Consider the following 25,247-nt stretch of genomic DNA (forward strand, 5'->3'; position numbering starts at 1 on the left):
ATTGCGAGCTTTAAGCGGCGGCCAGTTCGGCCGAGACCGAGGCGAACGCCCAGTCCAGCCACGGCGTCAGGGCCTCGAGATCCGAGGCCTCGACGGTGGCGCCGCACCAGATGCGCAGGCCGGCCGGGGCGTCGCGATAGCCGCCGATGTCGAGGGCCGCGCCCTCCTTCTCGAGCAGGCCGGCCAGCTTCTTGGCGAAGTCGGCCTGGGCGTCTTCCGGCAGGGCGGCGATCTTGGGATCGACGACCTTCAGGCACACCGAGGTGTTGGAGCGGATCTCCGGCGTCGCCGCCAGGAACTCTACCCACGGGGTGCGCGCGACCCAGTCGGCGATGACCGCCAGGTTCTGGTCGGCGCGGGCCTGCATGGCTTCCAGGCCCCCGATGGACGCGGCCCACTTCAGGGCGTCCAGGGCGTCTTCCACGCAGAGCATGGAAGGCGTGTTGATGGTCGCGCCCTCGAAGATGTCCGCGGCGAGCTTGCCGCCCTTGGTCATGCGGAACAGCTTCGGCATCGGCCAGGCGGGGGTGTAGCTCTCCAGGCGGGCCACGGCGCGGGGCGACAGGATCAGCACGCCGTGCGCGCCTTCGCCGCCCAGGGCCTTCTGCCAGGAGAAGGTCACGACATCCAGCTTGGTCCAGTCCAGCTCCTGGGCGAAGGCGGCGCTGGTGGCGTCGCAGATGACGACGCCTTCACGGTCGGCCGAGATGAAGTCGGCGTTCGGGACGCGGACGCCCGAGGTGGTGCCGTTCCAGGTGAAGACCAGGTCCTTGGCCGGATCGACCTTGGAGGTGTCGGGCAGCTGGCCGTAGGGCGCGTCGAGCACCTCGACGTCGGGCAGCTTCAGTTGCTTGGTGACGTCGGTGACCCAGTCCTTGCCGAAGGACTCGAAGGCCAGCAGCTGCACGGGCCTGGCGCCCAGCATCGACCACATCGCCATCTCGACGGCGCCGGTGTCCGAACCGGCGACGATGCCGATCAGGAAGTCGGCGGGGACTTCCAGCACTTCGCGCGTCTGGTCGATGGCGGCCTTCAGGCGGCCCTTGCCCAGCTTCGAGCGGTGCGACCGGCCGAGCACGGCGTTTCTGAGATTTTCGGGGGTCCAGCCTGGGCGCTTGGCGCAGGGGCCGGAAGAGAACTCGGGGCGAGCCGGGCGGATCGCCGGCTTGGCGAGGGTCGTCATATCGATGTCTCCCATCCTTACAGATGGACTGCATCCCGTTGGGGGGATGTGGCCCGCCGGCGAGAAACCTCGTTTCGGCGGCGAAGGCAAGGAGAGATTTTGCCGCGCGGCGGACAAATCGTCCGACCCGGGAAATTATTTTGCGGCGCGGGTTCGGCGGCGCCAGGACGACACGATGCCCAGCAGGATGCAGATCAGCACGCCGATGGAGTTCAGATTGTTGACCATGCCGTAGGTGGTGTCGTGCGGACGTTCGCCGACGATATAGTAGGCGTGCAGGCTGAACTGGATCGCTTGCAGCAACATCGCGCCGCCCAGCCAGGGGCTGGTGTAACGCAGGGCCAACGTCAAGAAGGCGAAACCGTAGATTCCTTCGCACAACAGATTGACGACCGACTGAGAGGCGGGCGGCAGGAACAGTTGGATCAAGGAATAGACGATCGATCCGGCCAACACGATGAGCGAACCCCACCGCTCGGCCGGGCCGCCGCGAATCCAGGCCAAACCGCACACCGCTAAGGTGGCCGTCCATCCCAAAATTGCGACGAGCTGAATATGCATCCCTAGAGTCTCTAGCGCGAATTAGAGACCCTAGGGATTAAACTCTTGCAATATTGCTTAGCTGGCTTCGGCGATGCGCTCGTCGGCGACCTGGGCCGAGCCTTCCATCTTGTCCCAGCCCATCATCTTGGTGCGGACGCCAAGGCGCAGACGGGTTTGATCCAGTTCGGCGTGAGCATCGACCATCGCGGTGCGGGCTTCGGACAGGGCGGCCAGGGCGGACATGACCTTGGCGGTCGTGGTCGCGCCGACGGTCGCGGCCAGGCCCAGATCCTTACGAGCCTGAACCAAATCCGCCATCATTTCAGCGGCCTGCACCATCGCGGCGTCGATCGCCGCTTCCGTTCCATGCAGCTTCGCGGCCACACGTTTGACAACGAAAATCTTTTCCAACGCCCCATCTCCTTAATGAAAGACTAAGGGAAGAGGTAAACGAAAAGTTAAGACGGGCGCAATGAGAAACACGCGTTAGCGTTGTTTTGCGGTCGCAAGGCGGTATCTTGGAAGCGAAGCGTTAGTAAGATTGCGGGAAGATGGACCTCTAGGATTCTCCTGGGACGGGAAATGATCGACGACAGCCGCAGCTCCGGAGCCGCGACGCACGCGCCCTTGCAAGCGCGAATCTCGGCTGTCGCGCTGACCACCACCGTGGCCGCGCTGCTGGCCGCGTGTCTGTGCTTCATGCTCCAGCAGTGGAGCGTCGCCCGCCAGGAATCCCAGGCCAACCACGAGATCCTGGCCCAGATGGTGGCGGCCGGCGCCGCCGCGCCGATGGCCGATCACAATACGGTCGGCGCCTATCGCGCCCTCGAGGCCGTGGCCAAGGCGCCCAACGTCGTGTCCGTGCGGCTGACCGACATGAACGGCCAGGTGGTCGCCCAGGTCGGCGCGGCCAAGGACGCCGAGGTCGACACCCTGGTTCGCCCGATCAAGCTGGGCAACCGGCGGGTCGGCTCGCTGTCCCTGTCGGCCCGCCGCCCCAGCCTGGGCGACATCATGGCCCGCGACCTGGCCCTGACCGGCACCCTGTTCTTCGGCTCGGCCGGCCTGGCGATCCTTCTGGCCAACGGCCTGGCCCGCCGCATGACCAAGCCGATGGAGCGCCTGTCAAACGCCATGCGCGAGGTCGCCGCCGACGGCCGCTTCAAGCCGGTGGAGCAGGCGGCCGACGACGACGTCTTCCAGAGCCTGACCGACAGCTTCAACCACCTGGTCGCGCGGCTGGAGGTCAACGATCACGACCTGCGCGGGGCGATGGCCGAACTGGTCAAGGCGCGCGACGACGCCAACGCCGCCAACGTCCTGAAGTCGCACTTCCTGGCCAATATGAGCCACGAGATCCGCACCCCGCTGAACGGCGTGCTGGCCATGACCGAGGTGATGGCCATGGGCGAGCTCTCCGCCGCCCAGCGCGAGCGCCTGTCGGTGATCCGCGAGTCGGGCGGCCTGCTGCTGTCGGTGCTCAACGACGTGCTCGACCTGTCGAAGATCGAGGCCGGCCGGCTGGACCTGATGGAGCGCGACTTCGACTTGGCCAGCCTGGCCCTGTCGATCCGGGAATCCTACGCCACCCAGGCGCGGGCCAAGAACCTGGAGTTCGGGGTCTTCGTCGCGCCGGAAGCGCTGGGTTCGTGGCGCGGCGACGCCGACCGTCTGCGCCAGATCCTGGGCAACCTGGTCTCCAACGCCCTGAAGTTCACGCTGGAGGGCAGCGTCTCGGTGCGCTTCGCCTCGGCCGACGACGGCAGCGGCCTGCGCGTCGACGTCGTCGACACCGGCATCGGCATCGACGCCGAAACCTTGCCGCGCCTGTTCGACAAGTTCGTCCAGGCCGACAGCTCGACCACCCGCCGGTTCGGCGGCTCGGGCCTGGGCCTGTCGATCTGCAACGAGCTGGCCACCCTGATGGGCGGCGGCGTCCATGTGCAGAGCCGCGCGGGCCAGGGCTCGACCTTCACCGTCGTGGTGGCCATGCCCCGCGGCGAGGCCCCCGCCCCCGCGCCGGTCCAGGCCGCCCCGCCGCCGATCGAATCCGAGCGCCGCCTGCGCGTGCTGGCCGCCGACGACAATCCGACCAACCAGAAGGTCATCGCCGCCGTCCTGGCCCCGCTGGGCGCCGAGGTCGAGCTGGTGGCCGACGGCGCGGCCTGCGTCGAGGCCTGGAAGCGCGGCGGCCACGACATCGTGCTGATGGACATCCACATGCCGGTGATGGACGGCGTCGAGGCCGCCCGCACCATCCGCTCGCTCGAGATCAGCGAGAACCGCAAGCGCATCCCGATCGTGGCGGTCACCGCCAACGCCCTGGTCCACCAGGTCGAAGGCTACTTGGCCGCCGGCATGGACGGCCACGTCGCCAAGCCGATCGAGGTCACCAAGCTCTACGACGCGATCGAGACCGCCGTGGCCGCCGCCCGGCGCGACAGCTCGAAGGTCGCGGCGGCTTAAAAAACGCCGCTCATCCCGGCGAATGCCGGGACCCAGATGGAATGGTGGTGTGATGGGCTCCAAGAGCTCGGTGCCCTTCCAATCAGACTCCCCGCTACAGGATCTGGGTCCCGGCATTCGCCGGGATGAGCGGATCGTTGGGGCATTCACCTACCTGAACACAACATAACGAGCGGCTCAGAACCGCTTCAGCCTGGGTGTGGTCTCTTGAGGTCAACGTCGTCCCGTCGGGCGTCGGAAAACATTTCGAGAGGAACCGTACCGATGAAAAAGATCCTGCTTTCGATCGCCGCGGCCTCGGCCGTCGCCGCCGTCGTCCCCGCCGTCGCCTCGGCCCAAGCCTATGGCTATGGCCATGATCGCGGCTATGACCGCGGCTACCAGGATGTCGGCGGCGACCGCGTCGCCCGCCTCGACCAACGTATCGACGTGGGCATCCGCAGCGGCGGCCTGACCCGTGGCGAAGCCTGGCGCCTGAAGGGCGACCTGCGTGAAACCGCCCGCCTGGAAGCCCGCTATCGTCGCGGCGGCCTGAGCGGCTGGGAACGCGCCGACCTGGATCGCCGCTACGACCGCATCAGCGCCCAGATCCGCTACGAGCGCCACGACCGCGACTACGGCTACGGCCGTCGCTACTAAGACCCGGACGCCTCGAGAGAGGCCTAGCCGAGCGCCGGCTCCACCCTCAACCGGCTCTCGACCATGGTGAAGCCGCGGCCGCGCAGAAGAACGCGCGCGCCGCGGTTTTCGCACTCCAGGTCCCCGCCCCGGCCGGGATAGGCCTGATGGAACCGCAGGGTCGCCGCGCCCAGCCGATCGCCGAAGAACGGCATGAGAATGCAGTGGGCCGACCCCGTGGCCGGGTCTTCGGGAATGCCGCAGCCCGGCGCGAAGAACCGGCTGACCACGGCGTAGTCCCGGCTCGGATCGGCCCCAGGATCGGCCCCAGGATCGGCCAAGGCGGCGACGATCACCTGCCCCGCCCCGCCCTTGGCCAGGTCCGCCCCGATGGTGTTCAGCAACGCCAGGTCCGGCGACAGCCCCCGCACCGTCGCCTCGTCGGCGACCACGGCCAGCAGATACTGGCCCGCCCAGACCTCCAGCGGCGTCACGCCCAGGGCCCTGGCCAGGTCCGGCCCGGCCTCGACCCGGCGCGGCGGGTCGGCCGGGAAGTCCATCTCCAGCCCCGGCCCGCCGAACACCCCGTCCGCCCGGCGCACCGTCAGGTCACCCGCGAGGGTGTCGAAGGTCAGCAGCGGCGCGTCGACGCCCAGCTCCTCGAACAGGGCGTGGGCGCTGGCCAGGGTGGCGTGACCGCAGATCGGCGCCTCGACGGTCGGCGTGAACCAGCGCAGGGCAAAGCGCGCCGGATCGGCGGTCTTCAGCAGGAAGGCGGTTTCGGCCTGATTGTTCTCGGCCGCCAGAGCCTGCATCCAGGCCGTGTCCGGCCATCCTTTACCGTCTTGGGCGTCGAACGGTTCGACCACGCAGGCCGGATTGCCCTTGAACGGGCCCGAGGCGAAAGCGTCGATGGTCCACTGGCGCATGGCGAGGCTCCGGAAAACGGCGGCTCTCGCGGTCCTAGGGCCAAGGCGTCACAGGATCAAAGGCAACATTGTCTCGGATGACAATGTTTTCCGGACCCTATTGCCCCTCCACCGTGATCTCCGGCCACCGCGCCTGGGCCGAGCCGGTCGTGCGCTCCCAGCCGCCCGCGCCCTTTACCCTCAGGGGATTGGGCCGCAGGCGCATCGCGAACAGGTCCTCCAACCCGAACGGCGCGAACACCGACAGGCTGTCGTCGGCCTCCATCCGCACGCCCACGCAGAAGGCCGTGGCCACGAAGCGCTTCAGGGCGTCGGCGCTGGTCAGCAGCGGCGGATAGGGCTCGTCGGCCCCGAACTTCTTCTCGAACCACAGGTGCACGCGGGCCTGGTTGCGCACCTCGACCAGACTCTTCAGCGGTTCGTCGAACTGGGCCGCCACGCGCCGGATCACCACGTCCTCCGCCTCGTACGAGATGTCGGAATCGTCGTGATAGGCCACGTCGTAGTCCTTGATCCCGTAGTCGGGCGCCCGGCCGGTCAGGTGGTTCCAGACCGGCTGGTAGACCGCGCCGGAAAAGATCATCGCATCGGGCAGCTCGAGGTCGCGGACCGTCCGCAGCACCTGCATCGTGGTCGGCACGCCGCGGATGATGTCCACGAGGCGGGAGTCCAGAGCGTTCATTTGCGGGTCATCCAGGCATGGTCCAGCGGTCCGTGGCCCGCGCCGAACCCCGGCGCGCGCAGCATGGCCTCGTGGACATAGTTCCAGGCCCGGGCGACCGACTCGGTCAGGCTCATGCCCTGGGCCAGGCCCGTGGCGCAGGCGCTGGCCAGGGTGCAGCCGGTGCCGTGGGTGTGGCGGGTCTCGATCCGTTCGCCCTCGAACGCGGTCTCGCCCAGGCGGGTGATCAGCAGATCCATCACGCGCTCGGCCCCTCTTTCGCTTTTTGGCACGTGCCCGCCCTTCATCAGCACCGCGTGGGCGCCCAGCTCCAGCAGGGCCTCGCCGGCCCGGCGCAGGTCGTCGGTGGTCTCGACGCTCAGGCCCGTCAAGGCGGCGGCCTCGGGGGCGTTGGGGGTCAGCAGGGCGGCGCGGGGGATCAGCAGGCTTTTCAGCGCCCCGACCGCCTGGTCGGTCAGCAGCGAGGCCCCGCCCTTGGCGACCATCACCGGGTCGATGACGGCCGGAACCTCCTTGGCGCTGTCCAGCACCCGGGCCACGACCTCGACCGTGGCGACGTCGCCCAGCATGCCGGTCTTGAAGGCGTCGGCCCCGATGTCGTCGAGCACGGCGCGAGCCTGGGCCTCGATGACGTCCAGCGGGATCGGGTGGACGCCGGTCACGCCCAGGGTGTTCTGCACGGTGATCGCGGTGATCGCCGTGGCCGCGTAGCCGCCCAGGGCGGTGATGGTCTTGATGTCGGCCTGGATCCCCGCCCCGCCGCCGGAATCCGATCCGGCGAGAACGAGCACCCGGCCCTGATGTGTTTGAGTCATGAGGGTGGTTCTAGCGGGAAGTGGGGGGTGCGGGGTAGGCGGTTTTAGGCAAGTGGCTCACTCACTTGCCCCCTACGGGTCGCTTCGCGACCGTCTTCCCCCATAGGGGGAAGAGGAGCCGCGTTCGTCCTCCGCCCCCTATGGGGGCGGACAGACCGCGAAGCGGTCAGGTGGGGGCAAGTGGGTGTGATCCCACGTCCCTACTTCGCCCCGCTCTCGAAACTCCCCGCCGCCCCAGGAAACACCACCGGGCTCTCCCAGCCGTCGGCGCTGACGCTCGACACCCCGAAGAACCAGTCGTCGATCACCACATTGGTCAGCACCGTCGAGGTCTCGGCCCCGACCGACCGCGCGTGGCTCCAGGTCGGCTCGGTCGTGCCGCGCCACCAGACGCGGTGGCCAGCCGCATCCGCCGCCGGCGCCCACGAGACCTTGGTGTCGGCGCTGACCGCGCCCTCGATCTTGACGCCCGACGGCGGGGCCGGGGCCGAGGCCAGGGCGGCCAGGGTCACGGCGTTCAGGCGCGTCACCTGGGCCAGGTAGGGGAAGTCGACGCCCTCGACCACGTCGCCATAGGCCCGGCCGTTCTCGACGCGCACGGTCTGGTGCTGGCGGTCATAGTGCTCGGCCGCCTCGGTGACCCGCACCGCCGGATAGCCGGCCTCCAGCATCGGGACCTGGTCGCCGCCCCGGCCGAAACGGTCGGTGCGATAGACCATCACGACGTCGAGGTCCCGCACATAGCGTTCGGCCAGGCCGTCCATGAACCGGGCCAGGTTGCGCGACGGGCTGTCGACCTCGCCGCCGTTGTAGCGCCGGGCGTCGGCCTGTTCCGGGGTCTCGACCGCCTTGGTGCCCTCTGAGAACACCCGCACGTGGGCGCGGTCGACCGCCCCGCCGATCCCGTGGACATTGCCGACGATGTCGTTGTTCAGGTCGGCCTCGACCTTCCAGCCCTCGGCCTTGGCGGTTTCGGCCAGCAGCTGGCCGCCGTAGAGGCCCTGCTCCTCGCCCGACAGCACCGCGTAGACGATGGTGGCGGGGAACCTGTGCTTGGACAGCACCCGCGCCGCCTCCAGCACCGCCGCCACGCCCGAGGCGTCGTCATTGGCGCCGGGCGCGTCGGTGGTCGCGTCCATCACGTCGTTGACCCGGCTGTCGATGTGGCCGGCGATGATCACCACCCGCTCGCGGTCGGTGGTCCCGCGCTGAACGCCCAGCACGTCGACGATCTCGACGCCGTTGGGGGCGCGTTTGCCGGTGAAGGTCTTGGTCGGCATCTCCACCGTGATGCAGCCGCCGCAGGCCTTGGAAATCGCCGCGAACCGCGTCGCCGTCCAGCGCCGCGCCGCCCCGATGCCCCGGGTGTCGGACGTGGTGTCCGACAGGGTGTGGCGGGTGCCGAAGCCGACCAGCGCGCGGATCGTCGCCTCCAGCGCCTTGGGATCGACGTCGGCGGCGATGGTCTTCAGGACGGGCTGCGGCTTGGCGGGGCTTGGGGCGGGGTTTGGGGCGGCGGCCGGCGCGGCGACGGCGGGACCGGCCAGGGCCAGGGCGGCGGCGAGGACGAGAACGGAACGCATGGAGTCTCCCCGGACAGACGAGGCAGCTTGGCGGTTCCGCCGCCGGACGCAAGGGCCGGGTGCGGGGTCAGCCGCGCGGATCGCGCCACATGGCCGCCAGCGGCGGGGCGCCGGGCGCGGGCGCGAAGACCTCCAGCGTGCGAAAGCCCGCCCCCTGGTACAGCGGGGTGTTGAGCGGATTGCTGTTCTCCAGATAGGCCGGCAGGCCCGCCGCGTCGCAGGCCGCCAGGACCGGGGCCAGCAGCCGCCGGCCCAGGCCCTTGCCGCGCGCGGCGGCCATCACGCCGATGGAGAACAGATAGACGTGCGGCGCCTTGGGCTTGCGCCGCGTCATCTCGGCGTCGACGGCCAGGGCGCGGCCCATGGCCCGGGGTCCGCCGTCGACCAGCAGCCGGGCGGCCGCGCCCAGCAGCGACAGCGGCGGCAGCTCCTTGCTCGGTCCCGGGGGCAGCCACATGGTCGCGCCGACTTCGCGCCCATCGGCGCCGTCCGCCAGGTGGCAGACGCCGCGCGGCAGGTAGACGTCGCGGGCCAGGCGCTGGAAGACCGGCCTCAGGCACGGCTTGCCGTCGAAGGTCCAGGTCGCGACCGGGTCCTCGGCGAAGGCCTCGGCGGTGATCGCCCCCAGCGTCCGCCAGTCGTCACGCGCCGCCTGGCGCAGCCCCTCGGCCGGTTCGATCCGAAGCATCAACGAGCCTCCCCCTCTTTTTGGGAAGGCTAGCATGGGCGCGGCGCGTGGCCAGGCCGGGATGGGTCGTGAAAGTTATCCACAGGGGTGACCCTCTTCTTCTTTTCGCTTCGTCATCCCGGATCTTGTGCCCGGGATGACGGTGGGGAGGTGAGCGCGAAGGCGTCTATCCCCGCACATCCCGACACAAACCCACGTGAATCCAACCTCTTACACAAAAACGCACGTTTCCGATCCCCACCCTCCAGGACGGCCGCACACTCAGGGCATGACCCAAACCAACATCCCCGCCTGGTGCCAGGCCCTGCAAGCCAAGCTCATGGCCGCCCTCGACGCGGCCTGGGCGATCCTCGAACACAGCGACGACCCCGCCGAGATCCGCCGGGCCCGCGACAAGGCCAAGGCCTGCGGCGAGCTGGCCGCCGTCGCGCGGAAGGTGGCGCTGATCTTGCCGATGGCGCGGGCGGCGCCGGCCATGGCCGCCGCGGCGCCGGCGTTCGCCGACCTCGCCCCCGCCCTCGCCCCCGTCGCCGCCCAGGCCGAACAGGCCCGCCGGGCGTTCGAAAAGCTCAAGGGCGGACGGCGCGGGCGGTTGTGAGGACCTTTTTCATAAAGCTCCGTCATCCCGGGCCTTGTGCCCGGGACCCCTGGTTCAGCCGACGGTGAAGCGCTTTGGCGCGCCAGCGCGCCACTCCTCCGCCCTTGCGGCGGACAGAGGGGTCCCGGGCACAAGGCCCGGGATGACGGCGGCTAGGGAGCGGATCCAGGTCAAACGTCCGCCCGCGGCGGCCAGGCCGCCAGAGTCCGCGCCTTGACACGGCCAGACCCCGGCGCTCCGATCCGCCAAGGCTTCAGGCGCGGCCCCAGCCGGGGGATGCGGGTCTTCGCCCAGCGGACCAGATCGTGATGACCAAGCACCGCCTCTACACGACCAGCTTCGCCAGCGTCTATCCGCTCTATGTCGCCAAGGCGGAGCGGAAGGGGCGGACCAAGGCCGAGGTCGACGAGATCATCCTCTGGCTGACCGGCTTCAGTCGGGCGGAATTCGACGCCCATCTGGCGAAGAAATCGGACTTCGAGACCTTCTTCGCCGGGGCGTCCGAACTGAATCCCGCGCGGACCGAGATCAAGGGTCTGGTCTGCGGCGTTCGCGTCGAGGAGGTGGCCGAGCCGTTGATGCGGGAGATCCGCTACCTGGACAAGCTCGTCGACGAACTCGCCAAGGGCAAGGCGATGGACAAGATCCTGCGACGCCAGGCGCCCGCCTAGGGCCGCGGGCGACCTTGGGCGGCGCCCCCGATCGCGCCCCACACCGCCAAGGCCTGGACCGTCTCGCGCACGTCGTGGACCCGCACCGCCGCCACGCCCGCCGCCGCGCCGTGCAGATGAGCGGCCAGGGAGCCGCCCAGACGCGCCGTCGGCTCGGCCCCCGACGGGTCCAGCGTCGCGATGAACCGCTTGCGGCTCGCGCCCAGCAGCACCGGATAGCCCAGGGCCACGAAGCGCGGCAGGGCGGCCAGCAGGGCCAGGTTGTGGGCGGGGGTCTTGCCGAAGCCGATGCCCGGGTCCAGCCAGATCTTCTCGCGCTCGACCCCGGCGGCCATGGCCGTGAGGGCCCGGGCCAGCAGGAAGGCCTCGACCTCGGCGACCACGTCGTCGTAGCGCGGATCGTCCTGCATCGTGCCGGGCTCGCCCAGCATGTGCATGAGGATCACCTCGCAGCCCAGCTCGGCGGCGACCTCGGGGGCGCCCATTTCCGAAGTGCCCATCTCCGAAGTCCTTGGGGCGAAGCGCAAGGCGGCGACGTCGTTCCAGATCGTCGCCCCGGCGGCGACGGCGGCGCGAGCCACGGCGGGCTTCATGGTGTCGATCGAGATCGCCACGTCGCTGACGGCGCGGATCGCCGCGATCAGCGGCACGACCCGGGCGATCTCCTCGGCCGCCGGTACGGGCGTCGCGCCGGGCCGGGTGCTTTCGCCGCCGATGTCGAGGATGTCGGCCCCCTCGTCGATCAGCCGCCGCGCCTGGTCCAGGGCCGCGGCGGGATCGAAGAACCGCCCGCCGTCAGAGAAGCTGTCGGGCGTGACGTTGACGATCCCCATGACGCGGGGGCGGACGGGCTGGGCTGTCATGGTTGGGGTTTTAGGCCCGCGACGCCCCCTCCGTCACGATGCGTATTCGCATCGCGCCACCTCCCCCGCTTCGCGGGCGAGGAGGATGCGGCGGCCTCTCCTCCCCCGTGAAACGGGGGAGGTGGCGGGCGAAGCCCGACGGAGGGGGCGTCTCCAGCCCTACCAGTCGATGAACTTGGTGAAATCCCCGATCATCCCCGTCCAGACGCCGAAGTCGTCGTCCAGGCCCGAGATCGTGCGGCCGGCGTTCACATTGACGTCGTACTGGACGTAGGGGTCGCCGTCGTCGTCGAGATAGACCTTCAGATAGCGGTTCTTGCGGTTCCAGGTGTTGGCCTTCTCCAGCGCCAGCGGAGTCTTCAGGTCGAAGCCGGCCGAGAACTGCAAGGCCTTGCAGCGCTTGGCGTCGTTGCAGTCGTAGAAATAGATCTTGAAGGTCTGGCCCTCGGCGGCGCTGTTGATCATCGGATCGCCGCTGCCGTCCTTGGTCAGCTCGGCCTTGTAGCCGCCCTTCTGCAGCCACGCCGACACTTCGGGACCGGTCATGCCGTCCTTGTCGATGCTCTGGGCCTGGGCCGCGCCGGCGCCGGTCGAAAGCGCCATGGCGGCCGCCAGGGCGATCATCACCGTCTTCATCTCAAACCCCTCCCCCGCCGCTCGTCGCGGCCAAGGCGCAGGTTAGCCCCGTCGATGCGGCAGGCAAAGAAAAAGCCGGATCGGCGAACCGGTCCGGCTTTTCCAACGCTGTCTGGACCCAAGCCCTAGGCGGTGACGCCCGTCGACACCGGCACCGAGGCCACCGGCCCGGTCGGCATCTTGTTGCTCTCGTCCTCGATCCGGGTCGGCTGGACGCCCTTCATCACGTTGATGATCTCGTCGCCGCTGAGGGTCTCGAACTCCAGCAGGGCCTTGGCCACCAGGTGCAGCTCGGGGAGCTTCTCGGTCAGGATCTGGCGCGCCTCGTCCTCGCCGCCCTTGACCAGGCGACGGACCTCGCTGTCGATCTTGATCATGGTGTCGGGCGAGACGTTCTGGGTGCGGGCCACCGAGTGGCCCAGGAACACCTCGTCCTGGTTGTCGCCGTAGGCCACGGTGCCCAGCTCGTCGGAGAAGCCCCAGCGGGTGACCATGTTGCGGGCCAGGCTGGTGGCGGCGCTGATGTCGCTGGAGGCGCCCGAGGTGATCTTCTCCTTGCCGAAGATCAGCTCCTCGGCCACCCGGCCGGCCATCATGATGGCCAGACGCGAGGTCATCATGTCGTAGCTCATCGAGTAGCGGTCGCCCTCGGGAAGCTGCATGACCATGCCCAGGGCCCGGCCGCGCGGCACGATGGTGGCCTTGTGGACCGGGTCGGCGATGGCGACGTTGAGGGCCACCAGGGCGTGGCCGCCCTCGTGATAGGCCGTCAGCTTCTTCTCGTCCTCGCTCATGGCCATCGAGCGACGCTCGGCGCCCATCATCACCTTGTCCTTGGCGTATTCGAAGTCGTGCATGGTGACCATGCGGCGGTTCTTGCGCGCGGCGGTCAGGGCCGCCTCGTTGACCAGGTTGGCCAGGTCCGCGCCCGAGAAGCCGGGGGTGCCGCGGGCCAGGGTCTTGACGTCGACGTCGGCGGCCAGCGGCACGTTCTTCATGTGCACGCGGATGATCTTCTCGCGGCCCATGACGTCCGGATTGGGCACCACGACCTGGCGGTCGAAGCGGCCCGGACGCAGCAGGGCCGGGTCCAGCACGTCGGGACGGTTGGTGGCGGCGATCAGGATGATGCCTTCGTTGGCCTCGAAGCCGTCCATCTCGACCAGCAGCTGGTTGAGGGTCTGCTCGCGCTCGTCGTTGCCGCCGCCCAGGCCGGCGCCGCGATGGCGGCCGACGGCGTCGATTTCGTCGATGAAGATGATGCAGGGGGCGTTCTTCTTGGCCTGCTCGAACATGTCGCGCACGCGGCTGGCGCCGACGCCGACGAACATCTCGACGAAGTCCGAACCGGAGATGGTGAAGAACGGCACGCCGGCCTCGCCCGCGACGGCGCGGGCGATCAGGGTCTTGCCGGTGCCCGGAGGGCCGATCAGCAGGGCGCCCTTGGGGATCTTGCCGCCCAGGCGCTGGAACTTGGCCGGGTCCTTCAGGAACTCGACCACTTCCTGCAGCTCTTCCTTGGCCTCGTCGACGCCGGCGACGTCGTCGAACATCACGCGGTTCTTGTTTTCGGTCAGCAGTCGGGCCTTGGACTTGCCAAAGCCCATGGCGCCCTTGGTGCCGCCCTGCATCTGACGCATGAAGAAGATCCACACGCCGATCAGCAGCAGGATCGGCAGCATCTGGAACAGCAGGCCCAGCAGGCTGAAGGTGTTGCGCTGGTAGACGATCACCGAGTTGCGCGCCTCCAGGCGCTTGACCAGATCCTCGGAGTTCGGCGGCACGTTGACCGAATAGGGCTTGCCGGTCTTGGGCTCGACCTTGACGACGTCGCCGCTGATGTCGGCCTTCTTGACCTCGCCGTTGTCGATGTTCTTGAGCAGCTGCGAGTAGCTGACCTCGCCGTTGCCGCCGGGCTTTCCGCCCTGGCTCACGACGGTGTAGGCCATCACCAGCACCACCACGATCGTCGCCCAGATGCCCAGGGTCTTGAAATTCATACGCGTTGTCTTCCCAACGATAGTCTCTGACCTTCCAAGATAGGATGGTCCGGCCGGTTTCGCCACGCGCGGGATATCATGTCGCGGGCTCTTGATCGACACGGCCCGTCGCCGCCTCGAAACGATCCATCACAAGACAACGCGCGCGCGCCGCTTTCGCCTCTGCAAGGATCGGGCAACTGACCGTCCCGTCGGGGGCCAGCACCGCCGGCAGGCTGGGCCGGGCGGCGGCCGGGAGGCCTTGCAGGACCTGGCGTTGCGCGGCGGGCAGGCGGGCGGCGAGGCCTTGCAGGGGGCGAACGGTCAGGCCGGGCTCGGCGGCGGTGATCTCGTAGCGGCCGTCCCAGACGAGAGGTTGACCGGGGATCAAGGCCCTCCCCCCCTGGGGGAGGCGATCCGAAGGATCGGTGGGGGGAGACGTCGGGCGCTCGACCACTCCCCCCTCCGTCGGCTTCGCCGCCACCTCCCCCACGGGGGGAGGGCCTGGTGCGCGTCTGGCCTCGCCCGGTTCGCGGAAGAAGGACACGACGTCCCCCGCCTCGATCCGCGCCCCGGCCAGGGTGGCGGTGAAGGTCTCGCCGCGTCCGATTCGCTCGACCAGCCGCCGCAGCCGCTCGCCGCGCGGCGGCCGCGACGTGCCGGCCGCGCACAGGCAGGCGGCGGCGACCTGGGCGGCGGGGGCGTCGCGGGGCAAAATGAGATAGCCCCTCCCCCTCGTGGGGAGGGGTTGGGGKGGGGGGCTGGACGTCGGACGCATTGCGCGCGGACTCCCCCCACCCCCTGCCCCCTCCCCACGAGGGGGAGGGGAAGCGTTCAAATGGGCCCGCGCCCGCGCCCGCGCCGACCCGGGATCCTCATTGGCCGGATCGTCCAGCCAGGTCTCGCCTCGCGCCGCCAGCCAATCGCGGATCTCGCCGCGTCCGACCGCCAGCAGCGGCCGCAGCACGAACACGCCCCGGCCCTGCGGCCAGGCGGGCGACGGCGACCATTCGCGGGGATCCGGCACCGTCGAGCCCTCGGCCCGCATCAGGGCGGCCTCGGCCAGGTCGTCTTCGGTGTGGCCCAGCAGCAGGACGCGCGCGCCGGCCGCGCGGGCGGCGTCGGCCAGCAGGGCGTGGCGGGCGGCGCGGGCGGCGGCCGACAGGCCCGAGGCGGGCTTGGGTCCGGTCCAGGCCAGGGCGCTGGCGCGCGCGCCGAGCGCGCGGGCCTTGGCGACCGCCCGCGCAGTCCAGGCGCCGCTGGTGGGATTGAGCTGGTGGTCGACGGTCAGGCTGACCACGGCCCGGCCTTGGGCCCGCGCCCAGTCCAGGGTCAGGATCAGCAGGGCCAGGCTGTCGCCGCCGCCGGAGAACCCCACCGCCAGGGGCGCGGCCGCGTCCGGGCGCAGGCGGCGGTCGAGGGCGGCGGTGAAGGCGGGGAAGGTTTCGGTCATGGCCCTCCCCTAATTCCGCTCATCCCGGCGAATGCCGGGACCCAGATCCAAAGGCGCTCGGGCTGGCCGGATAAGCGCTGAGCTCAAGGAACCCGCCACACCGCCATTCCATCTGGGTCCCGGCATTCGCCGGGATGAGCGGATCAATAGATCTAGAACCCTAGCTCGCGCACTTGGCCTGGACGCGCGTCGCCGTGGCCTTGGCGGTGACCGCGTTGGGCGCCTTGGGATAGCGGCGGGACAGCTCGTCCAGGGTCTTGCAGGCGTCGGCGGGCTTCTTCAGGGCCACCAGCGAGCGCGACAGCTTCAGCACCGCGTCGGGCGCCCAGCTGGTCTGCGGCCAGCCGCGCACCGCGCCCAGATAGCTTCCCGCCGCATCGGAATAGGCTTCGCGCACGAACTGGGTCTCGCCCAGCCAGTAGCGGGCCTCCGGCGCCTTGGCGCTGTCGGGGAAGGCCTCGACATAGCCGGCGAAGGCCTGTTCGGCGGCGCCGTAGTCGCCGTCCAGCAGCAGTTGGCGGGCCGACTTGAAGGCCTCGCCCGGATCGGAGGCGGTCGCGGCGGGGGCCGCGGCGACGGCGGCCGCCGCGGCGACCTCCTGGTCGGCGAGACGCTTTTCCAGGGCGGCCAGGCGCTGGTCCAGCGCGTCGGCGCGGGTCTTCTCGCTCTCGTTGGCCCGGCGCGCCTCGTCCAGGTCGTGGGTCAGGGTCTCGTTCTGGCCGTTCAGCTTGGTCAGGGTCTGTTCCAGATCGGTCAGCCTTTCCGACAGCGCCGCGATCTGGGCGTCGGTCTCGGCGGCCTGGACGACGACCGGCTTGCCGGTGTCGCGGCCCTGGAAGACGATCGCGCGCAGTTCGCGGACCACCTTCTCCATCTTGTCCAGCCGTTTGACCGAGCGGTCGTCCAGCGGATCGGGCATGGCGGTCTGGGCCATGGCCTTCGAAGGCAGGGTGATCGAGGTCAGGGCCGGGACGGCGGTCAGGGCCAGGACGGAGGCGAGCAGGGCGGCTTTCAGCGTCATGTCGGCGATTATGCCCCGGTTGCGGACAAAAGTGCGGCGCCAAACAACGACGCGCTACCAAAACTCTGTCATCCCGGACGAGCGCGCAGCGCGAAGATCCGGGACCGATGCCCGAGCGCCGAGCTTCCGGCGGTCCCGGATCTTCGCTGCGCTGCGTCCGGGATGACAGCACGAGGATGCGCCCTTCCCCCATCGAGGGGGAAGGGCGCTTTCCACTTACCGCGCGCCGTCGGTGATGGCGGTGCGGGCGTTGCGGTTCTTGGCCCAGGATTCGTCGCCCGTGCCCGGATCGATCGGGCGCTCCTTGCCGTACGACAGGCTTTCGATGCGCGAAGCCGAGACGCCCTGGCTGACCAGGATCTCGCGGACGGCGTTGGCGCGGCGCGCGCCCAGGGCCAGGTTGTACTCGCGGGTGCCGCGTTCGTCGGCGTTGCCTTCGATGCGCACGCGCACGGCCGGATAGCGGTTCAGCCACTGGGCTTGAGCGGCCAACACCGCCTGGGCGTCGCTGGTGACCTCGTAGCTGTCGGTGGCGAAATAGATCCGCTCGCCGATATTGATCACGAAGTCCTGGACCGTGCCCGGCAGCGGGCCCTGGTTGACCGGCGACCGCGGGGTCTGCGGCGTCTGGGCCGGGGGCATGGGCTGCGTCGGCTGCGTCTGCGGAGCCGCGGGGCCCGCGGGCTTCGGCCGCGAAGCACAGGCGGCGAGCGAGGCGGCCGCAAGACCGATCATCGCCAGTCTAGCAACGCGTTGGGTGTCGAAGCTCATCCAGTTTCTCCTCAAGTCCACGGCCAAGGTTCATACTTCTAGCGCTTGAAGCCTTCGCGGCGCCGCGCCAAATCGTACCTATCGCCTCACAATGGCGTCAGAATGTCGCACACCCACCTGTTTTCACCCGCGGGGTGAACGTCGGATGAACGACTCTAGGGCAACGCGCCTCAATGGTGAAGGTTGCGAGAAAGTCGCGGGGATTAGTCCAGCATTCCATCTCGGTCGTCATCCCGGGCCCTGTGCCCGGGCCCCTCTGTCCGCCACAGGTGCGGAGGGGTGGCGCGCTGGCGCGCCAATCTATCTCACCGTCAGCTGAACCAGGGGTCCCGGGCACGAGGCCCGGGATGACGGCGCTTATTTGAGACGATCGAAGCCGAAACTCGATCATTCCAGCAGCGGCGACCAGGCGGGGTCGGAGGCCGCGCCCTGATAGGCGGCCGGGCGCAGGATCCGGCCGGTGATGTCCACCGTCCACAGACGCGAATTGCCGCTGGAGGCCTCGCGCGAGAACATCAGAACCCGGCCGTTGGGGGCCCAGGTCGGGCCCTCGTCCAGATAGCTGGTGGTCAGCAGGCGCTCGTCGCCGCCGTCGGCGCGCATCACGCCGATGTGGAATTCGCCGCCGGTCTGCTTGGTGAAGGCGATGAAGTCGCCGCGCGGGCTCCACACCGGGGTGGTGTAGCGGCCGCCGCCGTACGAGATACGCCGCACGCCGCTGCCGTCGAGGTTCATGATGTAGATCTGGGCCTGGCCGCCGCGGTCGGAGTTGAACACGATCCGGCTGCCGTCCGGCGAGAACGAGGGCGAGGTGTCGATGGCCGGGTCGGTGGTGATCCGCGTCGACTGCCGGCTGCGCAGGTCCATCACGTAGATGTCGCTGTTGCCGCCCTTCTCGACCGAGAACGCCACCTTGCTGCCGTCCGGCGAGAAGCGCGGGGCGAAGACCATGCCGGGGAACTTGCCGATGGTCTCGGTGCGGGCCGTCTCCAGGTTGGTCAGGTAGATGCTCGACCCCGTGGGCCGCAGCGCCATGTAGGTGATCTCCTGGCTGGTCGAGGAGAAGCGCGGGGTCATGACGATGTAGGAGCCGTCGGTCAGGTACTGCGGGTTGGCGCCGTCCTGGTCCATGATCGCCAGCTTCTTGACCCGGGCCACCTTGCTGCCGCTCTCGGCGACGAACACCACGCGGGTGTCGAAATAGCCCTTCTCGCCGGTCAGCCGCTCATAGACCGCGTCGCTGATCTTGTGGGCCACGCGCCGCCAGTTCTCGGCGGTCGAGGTGAACTGCAGGCCCAGCAGCTGCTGCTGGCTGAAGGTGTCCCACAGGCGGAAGTCGACGCGCAGCACGCCGTCGGACCCGACCGTGACCTGGCCGTTGATCAGGGCCTGGGCCCCGGTCGCCTGCCAGTCGGGGAAGCGCGGCTGGACGTTCACGTCGGCCAGCTTGTCGGCGACGTTGGCGACGTTCAGCGGCTGGAACAGACCCGAGCGCTCGAGATTGCCGCTGATGACCTGCGAGATGTCGGCGCCGCGCCCGCCGCCCGAGAAGGCGGGGATGGCCACGGGCAGCGGCTTGACCGCGCCCTTGTTGATGTCGACCTCGATCTGGGCGCGGGCCGAGCCCGGCGCGGCGGCGACCATCGAGAGGGCCAGGACGGCGGCGCCAGCCAGGCCGGTGAAGACGGACTTCAGGTTCATGCTCGGTGTCCTCCCTATCGCGCCGCGCAAGCGTCGCGCGCCTTGAAGTTCAAATTGAGTTGCTGGCCATAGTAGTCCGGCGGCAGGCCCTCGAAGGGCGCCGACTGGTAGACCGCGCGGATGGCCCGGTCGGCGGCGGCCTTGACCACCGGATCGGACGAACGCCCGGCGTCGCCGGCGCTGACCTGGCCGACGATGCGGCCGCCGGTGGCCAGCTTGAAGCTGACCTTGACCTGGATGGCGGCCCCGCCCTCGACCTCGCAATTGGGATTCCAGCGCCGCTGGATCTCGTCCTTCATGCCGTTGATGGCGGCGGCCTGCTCGCCGGTCATCGCCCCGGCGCCGGGACGGGCCTGGGTGGCGGTCTCCGGACGGGTCGCCCCCTTGGGCGCGTTGGCCGCCGGCTTGCCGGTCGCCTTGGGCGTCCTGGCCAGGGTCTTCTCCAGCGAGGCGAAGAAGTCGGGCTCGGGCTTGGCCGGCTTGGTCGGGGTGGGCTTGGGCGTGGGCGCGGCGGTCTTGGGCGGCGCGGGGGCCGGGGTCGGAACCGGGGCGGGAACCGGGGCCGGCGGCTGCGGCTCGGCCTCGGGCGTCGGCTCCTCGGTCTGGGCCGACTGGTCGACGAGATCCTCGACCGCCGGGCGGACGTTGGTCGGCCCCTCGGTGACGATGGTCACCGGCACGCTCTCGCCGATGATCACCGGCTTGGACGGCTTCCATGGCCCGATCAGGATCGCGACCACCACCAGGGCGTGGAGGCCGATCGACCCCGCCAGGGCCGGAGAGAAGTTGGTTCTGTCGTCCCGACGGATCACCGCTCGGTCACCTCACTGCGCCGGACGCAGGGCGCCCGCGTCCGAAGCGCCCTCGGCGTCAGCCGCCTGCCGGGCCGCCGCGCCCGACGAGGGGCCGCCGGTGTCGGTCAGCAGGTTGATCTTGGCGAAGCCGGCGTTGGACAGCGCCGCCATCACCTGGGCGACCGTGGCGTAGTTCGCCTTGCCGTCGGCGCGCACGAAGATCGGCTTGTCATAGCCGTCGCCGGCGATCGACGAGATGCGCGGGGCCAGTTCGCCGAACGGGACCTCGCCCTCGCCGATGAACACCGCGCCGTCGGCCTTGATCGAGACGGTGATCGGCTCCTGCTGGTTCTGCAGGGCGGCGGCCTCGGTCTTGGGCAGCTCCAGCGGCACGCCGGCGGTCAGCAGCGGGGCGCTGATCATGAAGATGATCAGCAGCACCAGCATCACGTCGACCAGCGGGGTGACGTTGATCTCGGACAGGGCGCCCTTGCCCCGGCGTCGGCCGCGGCGACGGCCGCGACGGCCGCCGGTGGCGAAGGCGTCGTTGGCGGACATGGCCATGGGGTCAGACCCGCTCGCTGAGGCGGCGCTGGATGGCCGTCGACAGGTCGTCGGCGAAGTTGCCCAGCCGATCGGCGAACTTGCCCGCGTCGGTCGAGAACTTGTTGTAGGCGATATAGGCCGGGATGGCGGCGATCAGGCCGATGGCGGTGGCGAACAGCGCCTCGGCGATCGACGGGGCGACCACGGCCAGCGAGGTGTTCTTCGAGATCGCGATGTTCTGGAAGGCGTGCATGATGCCCCAGACCGTGCCGAACAGGCCGATGAACGGGCTGGCGGTGGCCACGATGGCCAGGCTGCCCAGCCCGTCCTCGGCCTTGCCGGTCTCGCGCGAGATCAGGGTGTCCATCATCCGGTCGATGCGCTGGATCAGGAACGCGGCCTGGGCCTCGCCCATCTGGCCCTTGGCCTTGGCGTCGCGCCATTCCTTCAGGGCGGCCTGCAGCATGCGCGGCAGCGGATGGCGCGGATTGGCCCCGGCCTGGGCCGCGACCTCCTCCAGCCCCTGGCCCGAACCGACCTGGTCCTCGAACCGATTGGCCGCGCTGTTCAGCGCCGAAAAGCGGAACAGCTTGTCGATGATCACCGCCCACGAGCCCAGCGAGGCCAGGATCAGCCCGATCATCACCGCCTTGACCACCCAGTCGGCCTGAAGGAACAGCGAAATGAAGGAAAAGCTCTGCGGGCCTGCGGCGGCGTCCATGCGGGGTCCTGCTCCGTTGGGGCGTCAGTATCGTGGAAGGTTGATAGCGCACCTTCCGGGGTTCCGTTGCGCCCTTACTGACATGAAGCGGGGCAATGGTGAAACTATGACAATCGGCGGGGGAGCGGGTTTTTTGCTGGTGAAGCTCTGAGCATCTCGGGGCTTCCCACGTCGTTTCGCCCAACCGTCGCGGGACGCCCCCTCCGTCACGCCGCTTCGCGACGCGCCACCTCCCCCGTTTCACGGGTGAGGAAGAACCGCGCCGACCTTCTCCTCCCCCGCGAAGCGGGGGAGGTGGCGCGATGCGAATACGCATCGTGACGGAGGGGGCGTCCGCGAACTAGGACGTCGCTTCCAACCACGGCGCCATCATCGCCACCATCTCCGCCGTCGGCTTGCGAACGCGGCCGTCCAGGGTGATGCAGACCGCCTCGCCGGCCGCCTGGGCGATCAGCTCGTCGCCGCGGGTGATCCGCTGGCTGACGAACAGGCGCGGGCCCTTCACCCGGTCGTAGGTGGTGCGCACCAACAGAGCGTCGTCGATCCGGGCGGCGCGCTTGAAGTCCAGCTCCATGCGGATGATCGCGAAGGCGGTGTCGGCCGCGTGCAGGGCGGTGTGCGAGATCCCGATCATCCGGAAGAAATCGCTCCGCCCCCGCTCGAAATAGCGCAGGTAGTTGGCGTGGTAGACGATGCCGGAGAAGTCGGTGTCTTCGTAGTAGATCCGGACCGGAAGCTGGTGCTCGCGGCCGTCGAAGACGCCGGCGGTGGGCTGAGGAATCTCGGTCATGGCGTTACTCCTCTCCGAACAGCCCGCCCTGGACGATCTTCGGCGCCGAGACCGGCTCGGTCAGACCCAGGTGCAGATAGGCCTTGCCGCACGCCATCCGCCCGCGCGGGGTGCGCTGGATGAAGCCCTGCTGCATCAGATAGGGCTCGATCACGTCCTCGACCGCGTCGCGGGCCTCGGCGATGGCGTAGGCCATGGTTTCGACGCCGACGGGACCGCCGCCGTAGTTGTCGATCATGGCGCGCAGATAGCGGCGGTCCAGGCTGTCCAGACCGCTCTCGTCGACCTCGAGCCGGGCCAGGGCCAGGCCGGCGGCCTTGCGGTCGATCACGGTCGCCCCGTCGGCGGCGGCGAAGTCGCGCACGCGGCGCAGCAGGCGGCCGGCGACGCGCGGCGTGCCCCGGGCCCGTTTGGCGATCTCGTCGGCCCCGTCGTCCGACAGCGGCGCGCCCATCTTGCGGGCGGCGTGCAGCAGCACGTGGCGCAGCTCGGCCGGGGTGTAGAACTCCAGGCGGATCGGGATGCCGAAGCGGTCGCGCAGCGGCGTGGCCAGCATGCCCGCCCGGGTGGTGGCGGCCACCAGGGTGAACGGCGCCAGGTCGATGCGGATCGAGCGCGCCGAGGGCCCCTCGCCGATCACCAGGTCCAGCACATGGTCCTCCATGGCCGGATAGAGGATCTCCTCCACGGTCGAGGGCAGGCGGTGGATCTCGTCGATGAACAGGACGTCGTTGGCTTCCAGATTGGTCAGGATCGCCGCCAGGTCGCCGGCCTTGTTCAGCACGGGGCCGGAGGTGGCGCGGAAGTTCACCCCCAGCTCGCGGGCCACGATCTGGGCCAGGGTGGTCTTGCCCAGGCCGGGCGGGCCGAACAGCAGCACATGGTCCAGGGCCTCGCCCCGGCCCTTGGCCGCCTCGATGAAGATGCGCAGGTTGCCCTTGGCCTGCTCCTGGCCGACGAACTCGGCCAGGGTCTGCGGGCGCATGGCGCGGTCGGAGGCGCCGGGGATCTGTTCGCCGTGTTGCGCTTCGCCGGAGATGATGCGCGTCACCGGCCCAGCTCCTGCAGCCCGGCCTTGATCAGCGCCTGAACGGTCGCCTCGTCGCCCAGCTTGGCGGCGGCGGCTTCGACCACGCGCCGCGCGTTGACCTCGGCCACGCCCAGGCCCATCAGCGCCGCCACGGCGTCGCCGCTCGGGGCCGGCTTGGCGGGCGCGGCGGCCGGGGTTGGGGCGCCCATGAACACCGGCCCGTCGGTGATCGGCTTGTCCTTCAGCTCGGTGACGATCCGCAGGGCCAGCTTGGGCCCCACGCCCGACGCCCGCCCGACGGCGGCCTTGTCCTCGCGCGCCACGGCCGAGGCCAGCTCGGCCGGCGACAGCACGTCCAGCACCGCCATGGCCGCCTTGGGGCCGACGCCCTGGATGGCCTGCAGCAGCACGAAGGCCTTGCGGTCCTCGCGCGTGCCGAAGCCGTACAGCCGCAGGCCGGCGCTCTCGCTCCACTGGCTCTCGATATGCAGCAGGGCCTCTTCGCCCAGGGCCGGCAGCCGTTGCAGGGTCCGCGAGCCGCAGCGCACGACATAGCCCACGCCCATCACGTCGATCAGCGCCTCTTCCTCGCCGATCTCGGCGACGGCGCCACGAAGACGCCCAATCATAGCTTTTTGGCGATCATGCCACTCTCCGATTGGCGACGCGCAGGTTGGCGTGAGTGATGGCGACGGCCAGGGCGTCGGCGCAGTCGGCCGTGGTCTTGCCGGCCGTGGGCAGAAGGCGGGCGATCATGAAGCCGATCTGGGCCTTGTCGGCCGCCCCGGTGCCGACCACCGCCTTCTTGACCAGGCGCGTCGAATATTCCGCCACCGGCAGGCCGGCGCGAGCCGGGGCGATCAAGGCGGCGGCGCGGGCGTGGCCCAGCTTCAGGGTCGACTGGGCGTTGGTGTTGAGGAAGACCTCCTCGACCGCCGCCTCGTCGGGCCGATGCTCGTCGATGACGGCGCAGATGCCCTCGAACAGGTGCAGCAGGCGCGAGGCGAAATCGGCCTTCTCGTCGGGGACGATGACCCCGTGGGCGACGTGGCTCATGCGCGAGCCCTCGACGCTGAGCACGCCCCAGCCGGTGCGGCGCAGGCCGGGGTCGAGCCCCAGGATTCGGATCGGGATGCGATTCGCGTTCATCATGTGTTCTCGCACCATCGCCGGTTTCGCCCCCAAGGAAAAGGCGCGACTTCGCTAACGAAACCTTAAGCTTGAGCCCGTCAGGCCGGGTTCAGCGCCGCCGCCTGGAACAGCCGGTCCGCCAGCAGGGCCTCGACGGCCGGCGCGTCGACCCAGAGACAGAGCTCGGCGTTCGGCTCGCCGTCGATCCGCTCGATCCGGCCCAGGTGCTCGCCGTCGGTCAGCACCCGCAGGCGCACGGGCTCGAAGGCGAACAGCGACGGGGCCAACAGGCTGGCGGCGACCACGGCGTCGTGCGGGTGGCAGCCGGCCTCCACGCCCCAGGCCCGCCGGTGGAAGGCCATGTACGGCCCCATGGCCTTGTTCAGCCGCGCCGACAGCGGCGAGCCGCAGGCCGCCGAGCCCGCGGCCATGGCCTGGGCGGTCAGGGTGACGCGCGAACTGATGTCCAGCGGCACGAGGCGCGGCATGACCCCGCGCTCCAGCACCCGGGCCAGGGCCTCGGCGTCGCTCCAGCTGTTGAAGTCGGCCCCGCCGCTGGCCTTGCCCTCGACGGTGAAGGCCCCGGCCATGATGGTCGGTCGCCAGGCGCGGAACGCGGCGGGATCCTCCAGCAGGCCGTTGGCCAGGTTGGTCAGCGGGCCCAGGAACAATCCCGCCACCTTGGCCCGGGCCCGGAAGGCCAGCAGGCTGCCGCCTTGCCCCCGGTCCAGCTCGGGCAGCTTCCAGCGTTGGGAGAAGCCGGCGCCGTTCAGGCCGTCGACCCCGTGGGCCGGCCGCATCCGCTCGACCCGCCGTTTGGCCACCCCCGAGCCGGCGCCGATATAGACCTCGGCCGGGCAGCCCGCGAGGCGCAGCACGCCGCGGGCGTTGGCGGCGGCCTGGTCGACATAGGTGTTGCCGAACACCGCCGAGACCGAAACGATCTCCACCAGGTCGCGCGAGCGCGCCAGCATGGCCAGGGCCAGGGCGTCGTCGACGCCGCAGTCGGTATCGATGTGCAAGCGCAGCGGCATG

27 protein-coding genes are annotated in these 25,247 nt (G+C 69.8%); 4 read left to right on the top strand and 23 right to left on the bottom strand.

Going from position 1 to position 25,247, the window contains the following annotated elements; all coding sequences use genetic code 11:
* Positions 1-10 precede the first annotated feature (10 nt).
* From ASD38_RS10030 to ASD38_RS10040, 3 genes are all read right to left on the bottom strand, one after another.
* Positions 11-1,183: a phosphoserine transaminase gene (locus tag ASD38_RS10030; protein WP_056441006.1), complete on the bottom strand. Its 1,173-nt coding sequence runs from the start codon at positions 1,181-1,183 to the stop codon at positions 11-13.
* A 135-nt stretch (positions 1,184-1,318) separates the two neighbouring features.
* Positions 1,319-1,744, bottom strand: a complete 426-nt coding sequence (locus ASD38_RS10035) for a hypothetical protein (RefSeq protein WP_056441003.1) — start codon at positions 1,742-1,744, stop codon at positions 1,319-1,321.
* 57 nt (positions 1,745-1,801) lie between these two features.
* Complete coding sequence (locus tag ASD38_RS10040; protein WP_056459748.1) at positions 1,802-2,137, bottom strand: hypothetical protein; 336 nt, start codon at positions 2,135-2,137, stop codon at positions 1,802-1,804.
* 171 nt (positions 2,138-2,308) lie between these two features.
* Here ASD38_RS10040 and ASD38_RS10045 point away from each other — a divergent pair, with 171 nt between their 5' ends.
* The gene (locus ASD38_RS10045; RefSeq protein ID WP_056440997.1) at positions 2,309-4,192 is read left to right on the top strand and encodes an ATP-binding protein; all 1,884 of its coding nucleotides are present in this window, start codon (positions 2,309-2,311) and stop codon (positions 4,190-4,192) included.
* Between the two features lie 264 nt (positions 4,193-4,456).
* A complete protein-coding gene (locus ASD38_RS10050; protein ID WP_056440994.1) occupies positions 4,457-4,831 on the top strand; it encodes a hypothetical protein in 375 nt (124 codons plus the stop codon).
* A 23-nt stretch (positions 4,832-4,854) separates the two neighbouring features.
* Here the strand turns inward: ASD38_RS10050 and ASD38_RS10055 are convergent, their stop codons facing one another.
* The 5 genes from ASD38_RS10055 to ASD38_RS10075 form a co-directional block, all read right to left on the bottom strand.
* Positions 4,855-5,739, bottom strand: coding sequence for a PhzF family phenazine biosynthesis protein (locus ASD38_RS10055; RefSeq protein WP_056459751.1), 885 nt, complete (start codon positions 5,737-5,739; stop codon positions 4,855-4,857).
* Between the two features lie 97 nt (positions 5,740-5,836).
* On the bottom strand, positions 5,837-6,421 hold the full coding sequence (locus tag ASD38_RS10060) for a nucleotidyltransferase family protein (protein WP_056459753.1): 585 nt from the start codon (positions 6,419-6,421) through the stop codon (positions 5,837-5,839).
* Positions 6,418-7,236, bottom strand: coding sequence for a bifunctional hydroxymethylpyrimidine kinase/phosphomethylpyrimidine kinase (gene thiD / locus ASD38_RS10065; RefSeq protein WP_056459756.1), 819 nt, complete (start codon positions 7,234-7,236; stop codon positions 6,418-6,420). The genes ASD38_RS10060 and thiD overlap by 4 nt, the downstream gene beginning before the upstream one ends.
* A gap of 200 nt (positions 7,237-7,436) precedes the next feature.
* Positions 7,437-8,819, bottom strand: a complete 1,383-nt coding sequence (locus ASD38_RS10070) for a M20/M25/M40 family metallo-hydrolase (RefSeq protein WP_056459759.1) — start codon at positions 8,817-8,819, stop codon at positions 7,437-7,439.
* Between the two features lie 67 nt (positions 8,820-8,886).
* On the bottom strand, positions 8,887-9,507 hold the full coding sequence (locus ASD38_RS10075) for a GNAT family N-acetyltransferase (protein WP_056459762.1): 621 nt from the start codon (positions 9,505-9,507) through the stop codon (positions 8,887-8,889).
* A 268-nt stretch (positions 9,508-9,775) separates the two neighbouring features.
* Here ASD38_RS10075 and ASD38_RS10080 point away from each other — a divergent pair, with 268 nt between their 5' ends.
* Complete coding sequence (locus ASD38_RS10080) at positions 9,776-10,105, top strand: hypothetical protein (RefSeq protein WP_056440975.1); 330 nt, start codon at positions 9,776-9,778, stop codon at positions 10,103-10,105.
* A gap of 308 nt (positions 10,106-10,413) precedes the next feature.
* Entirely contained in the window at positions 10,414-10,776 is a 363-nt protein-coding gene (locus tag ASD38_RS10085) for a DUF2200 domain-containing protein (RefSeq protein ID WP_056459763.1), read from the top strand.
* Here ASD38_RS10085 and folP read toward each other — a convergent pair.
* The 15 genes from folP to ASD38_RS10160 all read right to left on the bottom strand — a co-directional run bounded on the left by folP (position 10,773) and on the right by ASD38_RS10160 (position 25,246).
* Positions 10,773-11,639 (bottom strand): dihydropteroate synthase, encoded by an 867-nt coding sequence (gene folP / locus ASD38_RS10090; protein WP_056459768.1) that lies wholly within the window; start codon positions 11,637-11,639, stop codon positions 10,773-10,775. The two genes, ASD38_RS10085 and folP, sit on opposite strands and share 4 nt — an antisense overlap.
* Positions 11,640-11,798: 159 nt before the next feature.
* Positions 11,799-12,275, bottom strand: coding sequence for a YbjN domain-containing protein (locus tag ASD38_RS10095; RefSeq protein WP_056440968.1), 477 nt, complete (start codon positions 12,273-12,275; stop codon positions 11,799-11,801).
* Positions 12,276-12,400: 125 nt separating this feature from the next.
* Complete coding sequence (gene ftsH / locus ASD38_RS10100; RefSeq protein ID WP_056440965.1) at positions 12,401-14,275, bottom strand: ATP-dependent zinc metalloprotease FtsH; 1,875 nt, start codon at positions 14,273-14,275, stop codon at positions 12,401-12,403.
* Between the two features lie 76 nt (positions 14,276-14,351).
* A complete protein-coding gene (gene tilS, locus ASD38_RS10105; protein ID WP_056459770.1) occupies positions 14,352-15,707 on the bottom strand; it encodes a tRNA lysidine(34) synthetase TilS in 1,356 nt (451 codons plus the stop codon).
* Positions 15,708-15,867: 160 nt separating this feature from the next.
* Positions 15,868-16,728, bottom strand: a complete 861-nt coding sequence (ybgF, locus tag ASD38_RS10110) for a tol-pal system protein YbgF (protein WP_056459772.1) — start codon at positions 16,726-16,728, stop codon at positions 15,868-15,870.
* A gap of 216 nt (positions 16,729-16,944) precedes the next feature.
* Entirely contained in the window at positions 16,945-17,499 is a 555-nt protein-coding gene (pal, locus tag ASD38_RS10115) for a peptidoglycan-associated lipoprotein Pal (protein WP_156390652.1), read from the bottom strand.
* Positions 17,500-17,886: 387 nt separating this feature from the next.
* The gene (gene tolB, locus ASD38_RS10120) at positions 17,887-19,200 is read right to left on the bottom strand and encodes a Tol-Pal system beta propeller repeat protein TolB (protein ID WP_056440953.1); all 1,314 of its coding nucleotides are present in this window, start codon (positions 19,198-19,200) and stop codon (positions 17,887-17,889) included.
* Between the two features lie 14 nt (positions 19,201-19,214).
* Entirely contained in the window at positions 19,215-20,012 is a 798-nt protein-coding gene (locus ASD38_RS10125; RefSeq protein ID WP_056459775.1) for a hypothetical protein, read from the bottom strand.
* A 12-nt stretch (positions 20,013-20,024) separates the two neighbouring features.
* On the bottom strand, positions 20,025-20,558 hold the full coding sequence (locus tag ASD38_RS10130) for an ExbD/TolR family protein (RefSeq protein ID WP_056459778.1): 534 nt from the start codon (positions 20,556-20,558) through the stop codon (positions 20,025-20,027).
* Between the two features lie 4 nt (positions 20,559-20,562).
* A complete protein-coding gene (gene tolQ / locus ASD38_RS10135) occupies positions 20,563-21,261 on the bottom strand; it encodes a protein TolQ (RefSeq protein ID WP_056459781.1) in 699 nt (232 codons plus the stop codon).
* A gap of 340 nt (positions 21,262-21,601) precedes the next feature.
* Positions 21,602-22,051 carry a YbgC/FadM family acyl-CoA thioesterase gene (locus ASD38_RS10140; protein ID WP_156390654.1) on the bottom strand — a complete coding sequence of 150 codons (450 nt, stop codon included), beginning with the start codon at positions 22,049-22,051 and terminating at the stop codon, positions 21,602-21,604.
* A 4-nt stretch (positions 22,052-22,055) separates the two neighbouring features.
* Positions 22,056-23,102 carry a Holliday junction branch migration DNA helicase RuvB gene (gene ruvB / locus ASD38_RS10145; RefSeq protein ID WP_056459784.1) on the bottom strand — a complete coding sequence of 349 codons (1,047 nt, stop codon included), beginning with the start codon at positions 23,100-23,102 and terminating at the stop codon, positions 22,056-22,058.
* Positions 23,099-23,710, bottom strand: a complete 612-nt coding sequence (gene ruvA / locus ASD38_RS10150) for a Holliday junction branch migration protein RuvA (protein ID WP_056459786.1) — start codon at positions 23,708-23,710, stop codon at positions 23,099-23,101. Before ruvA ends, ruvB begins: the two co-directional genes overlap by 4 nt.
* A gap of 13 nt (positions 23,711-23,723) precedes the next feature.
* Positions 23,724-24,245 carry a crossover junction endodeoxyribonuclease RuvC gene (gene ruvC, locus ASD38_RS10155; RefSeq protein ID WP_200946011.1) on the bottom strand — a complete coding sequence of 174 codons (522 nt, stop codon included), beginning with the start codon at positions 24,243-24,245 and terminating at the stop codon, positions 23,724-23,726.
* A 65-nt stretch (positions 24,246-24,310) separates the two neighbouring features.
* A complete protein-coding gene (locus ASD38_RS10160) occupies positions 24,311-25,246 on the bottom strand; it encodes a nucleoside hydrolase (RefSeq protein ID WP_056459793.1) in 936 nt (311 codons plus the stop codon).
* Between the last annotated feature and the right edge of the window lies 1 nt (position 25,247).

The organism is Caulobacter sp. Root487D2Y (assembly GCF_001427165.1).
In the GTDB taxonomy this organism is placed as follows: domain Bacteria; phylum Pseudomonadota; class Alphaproteobacteria; order Caulobacterales; family Caulobacteraceae; genus Caulobacter.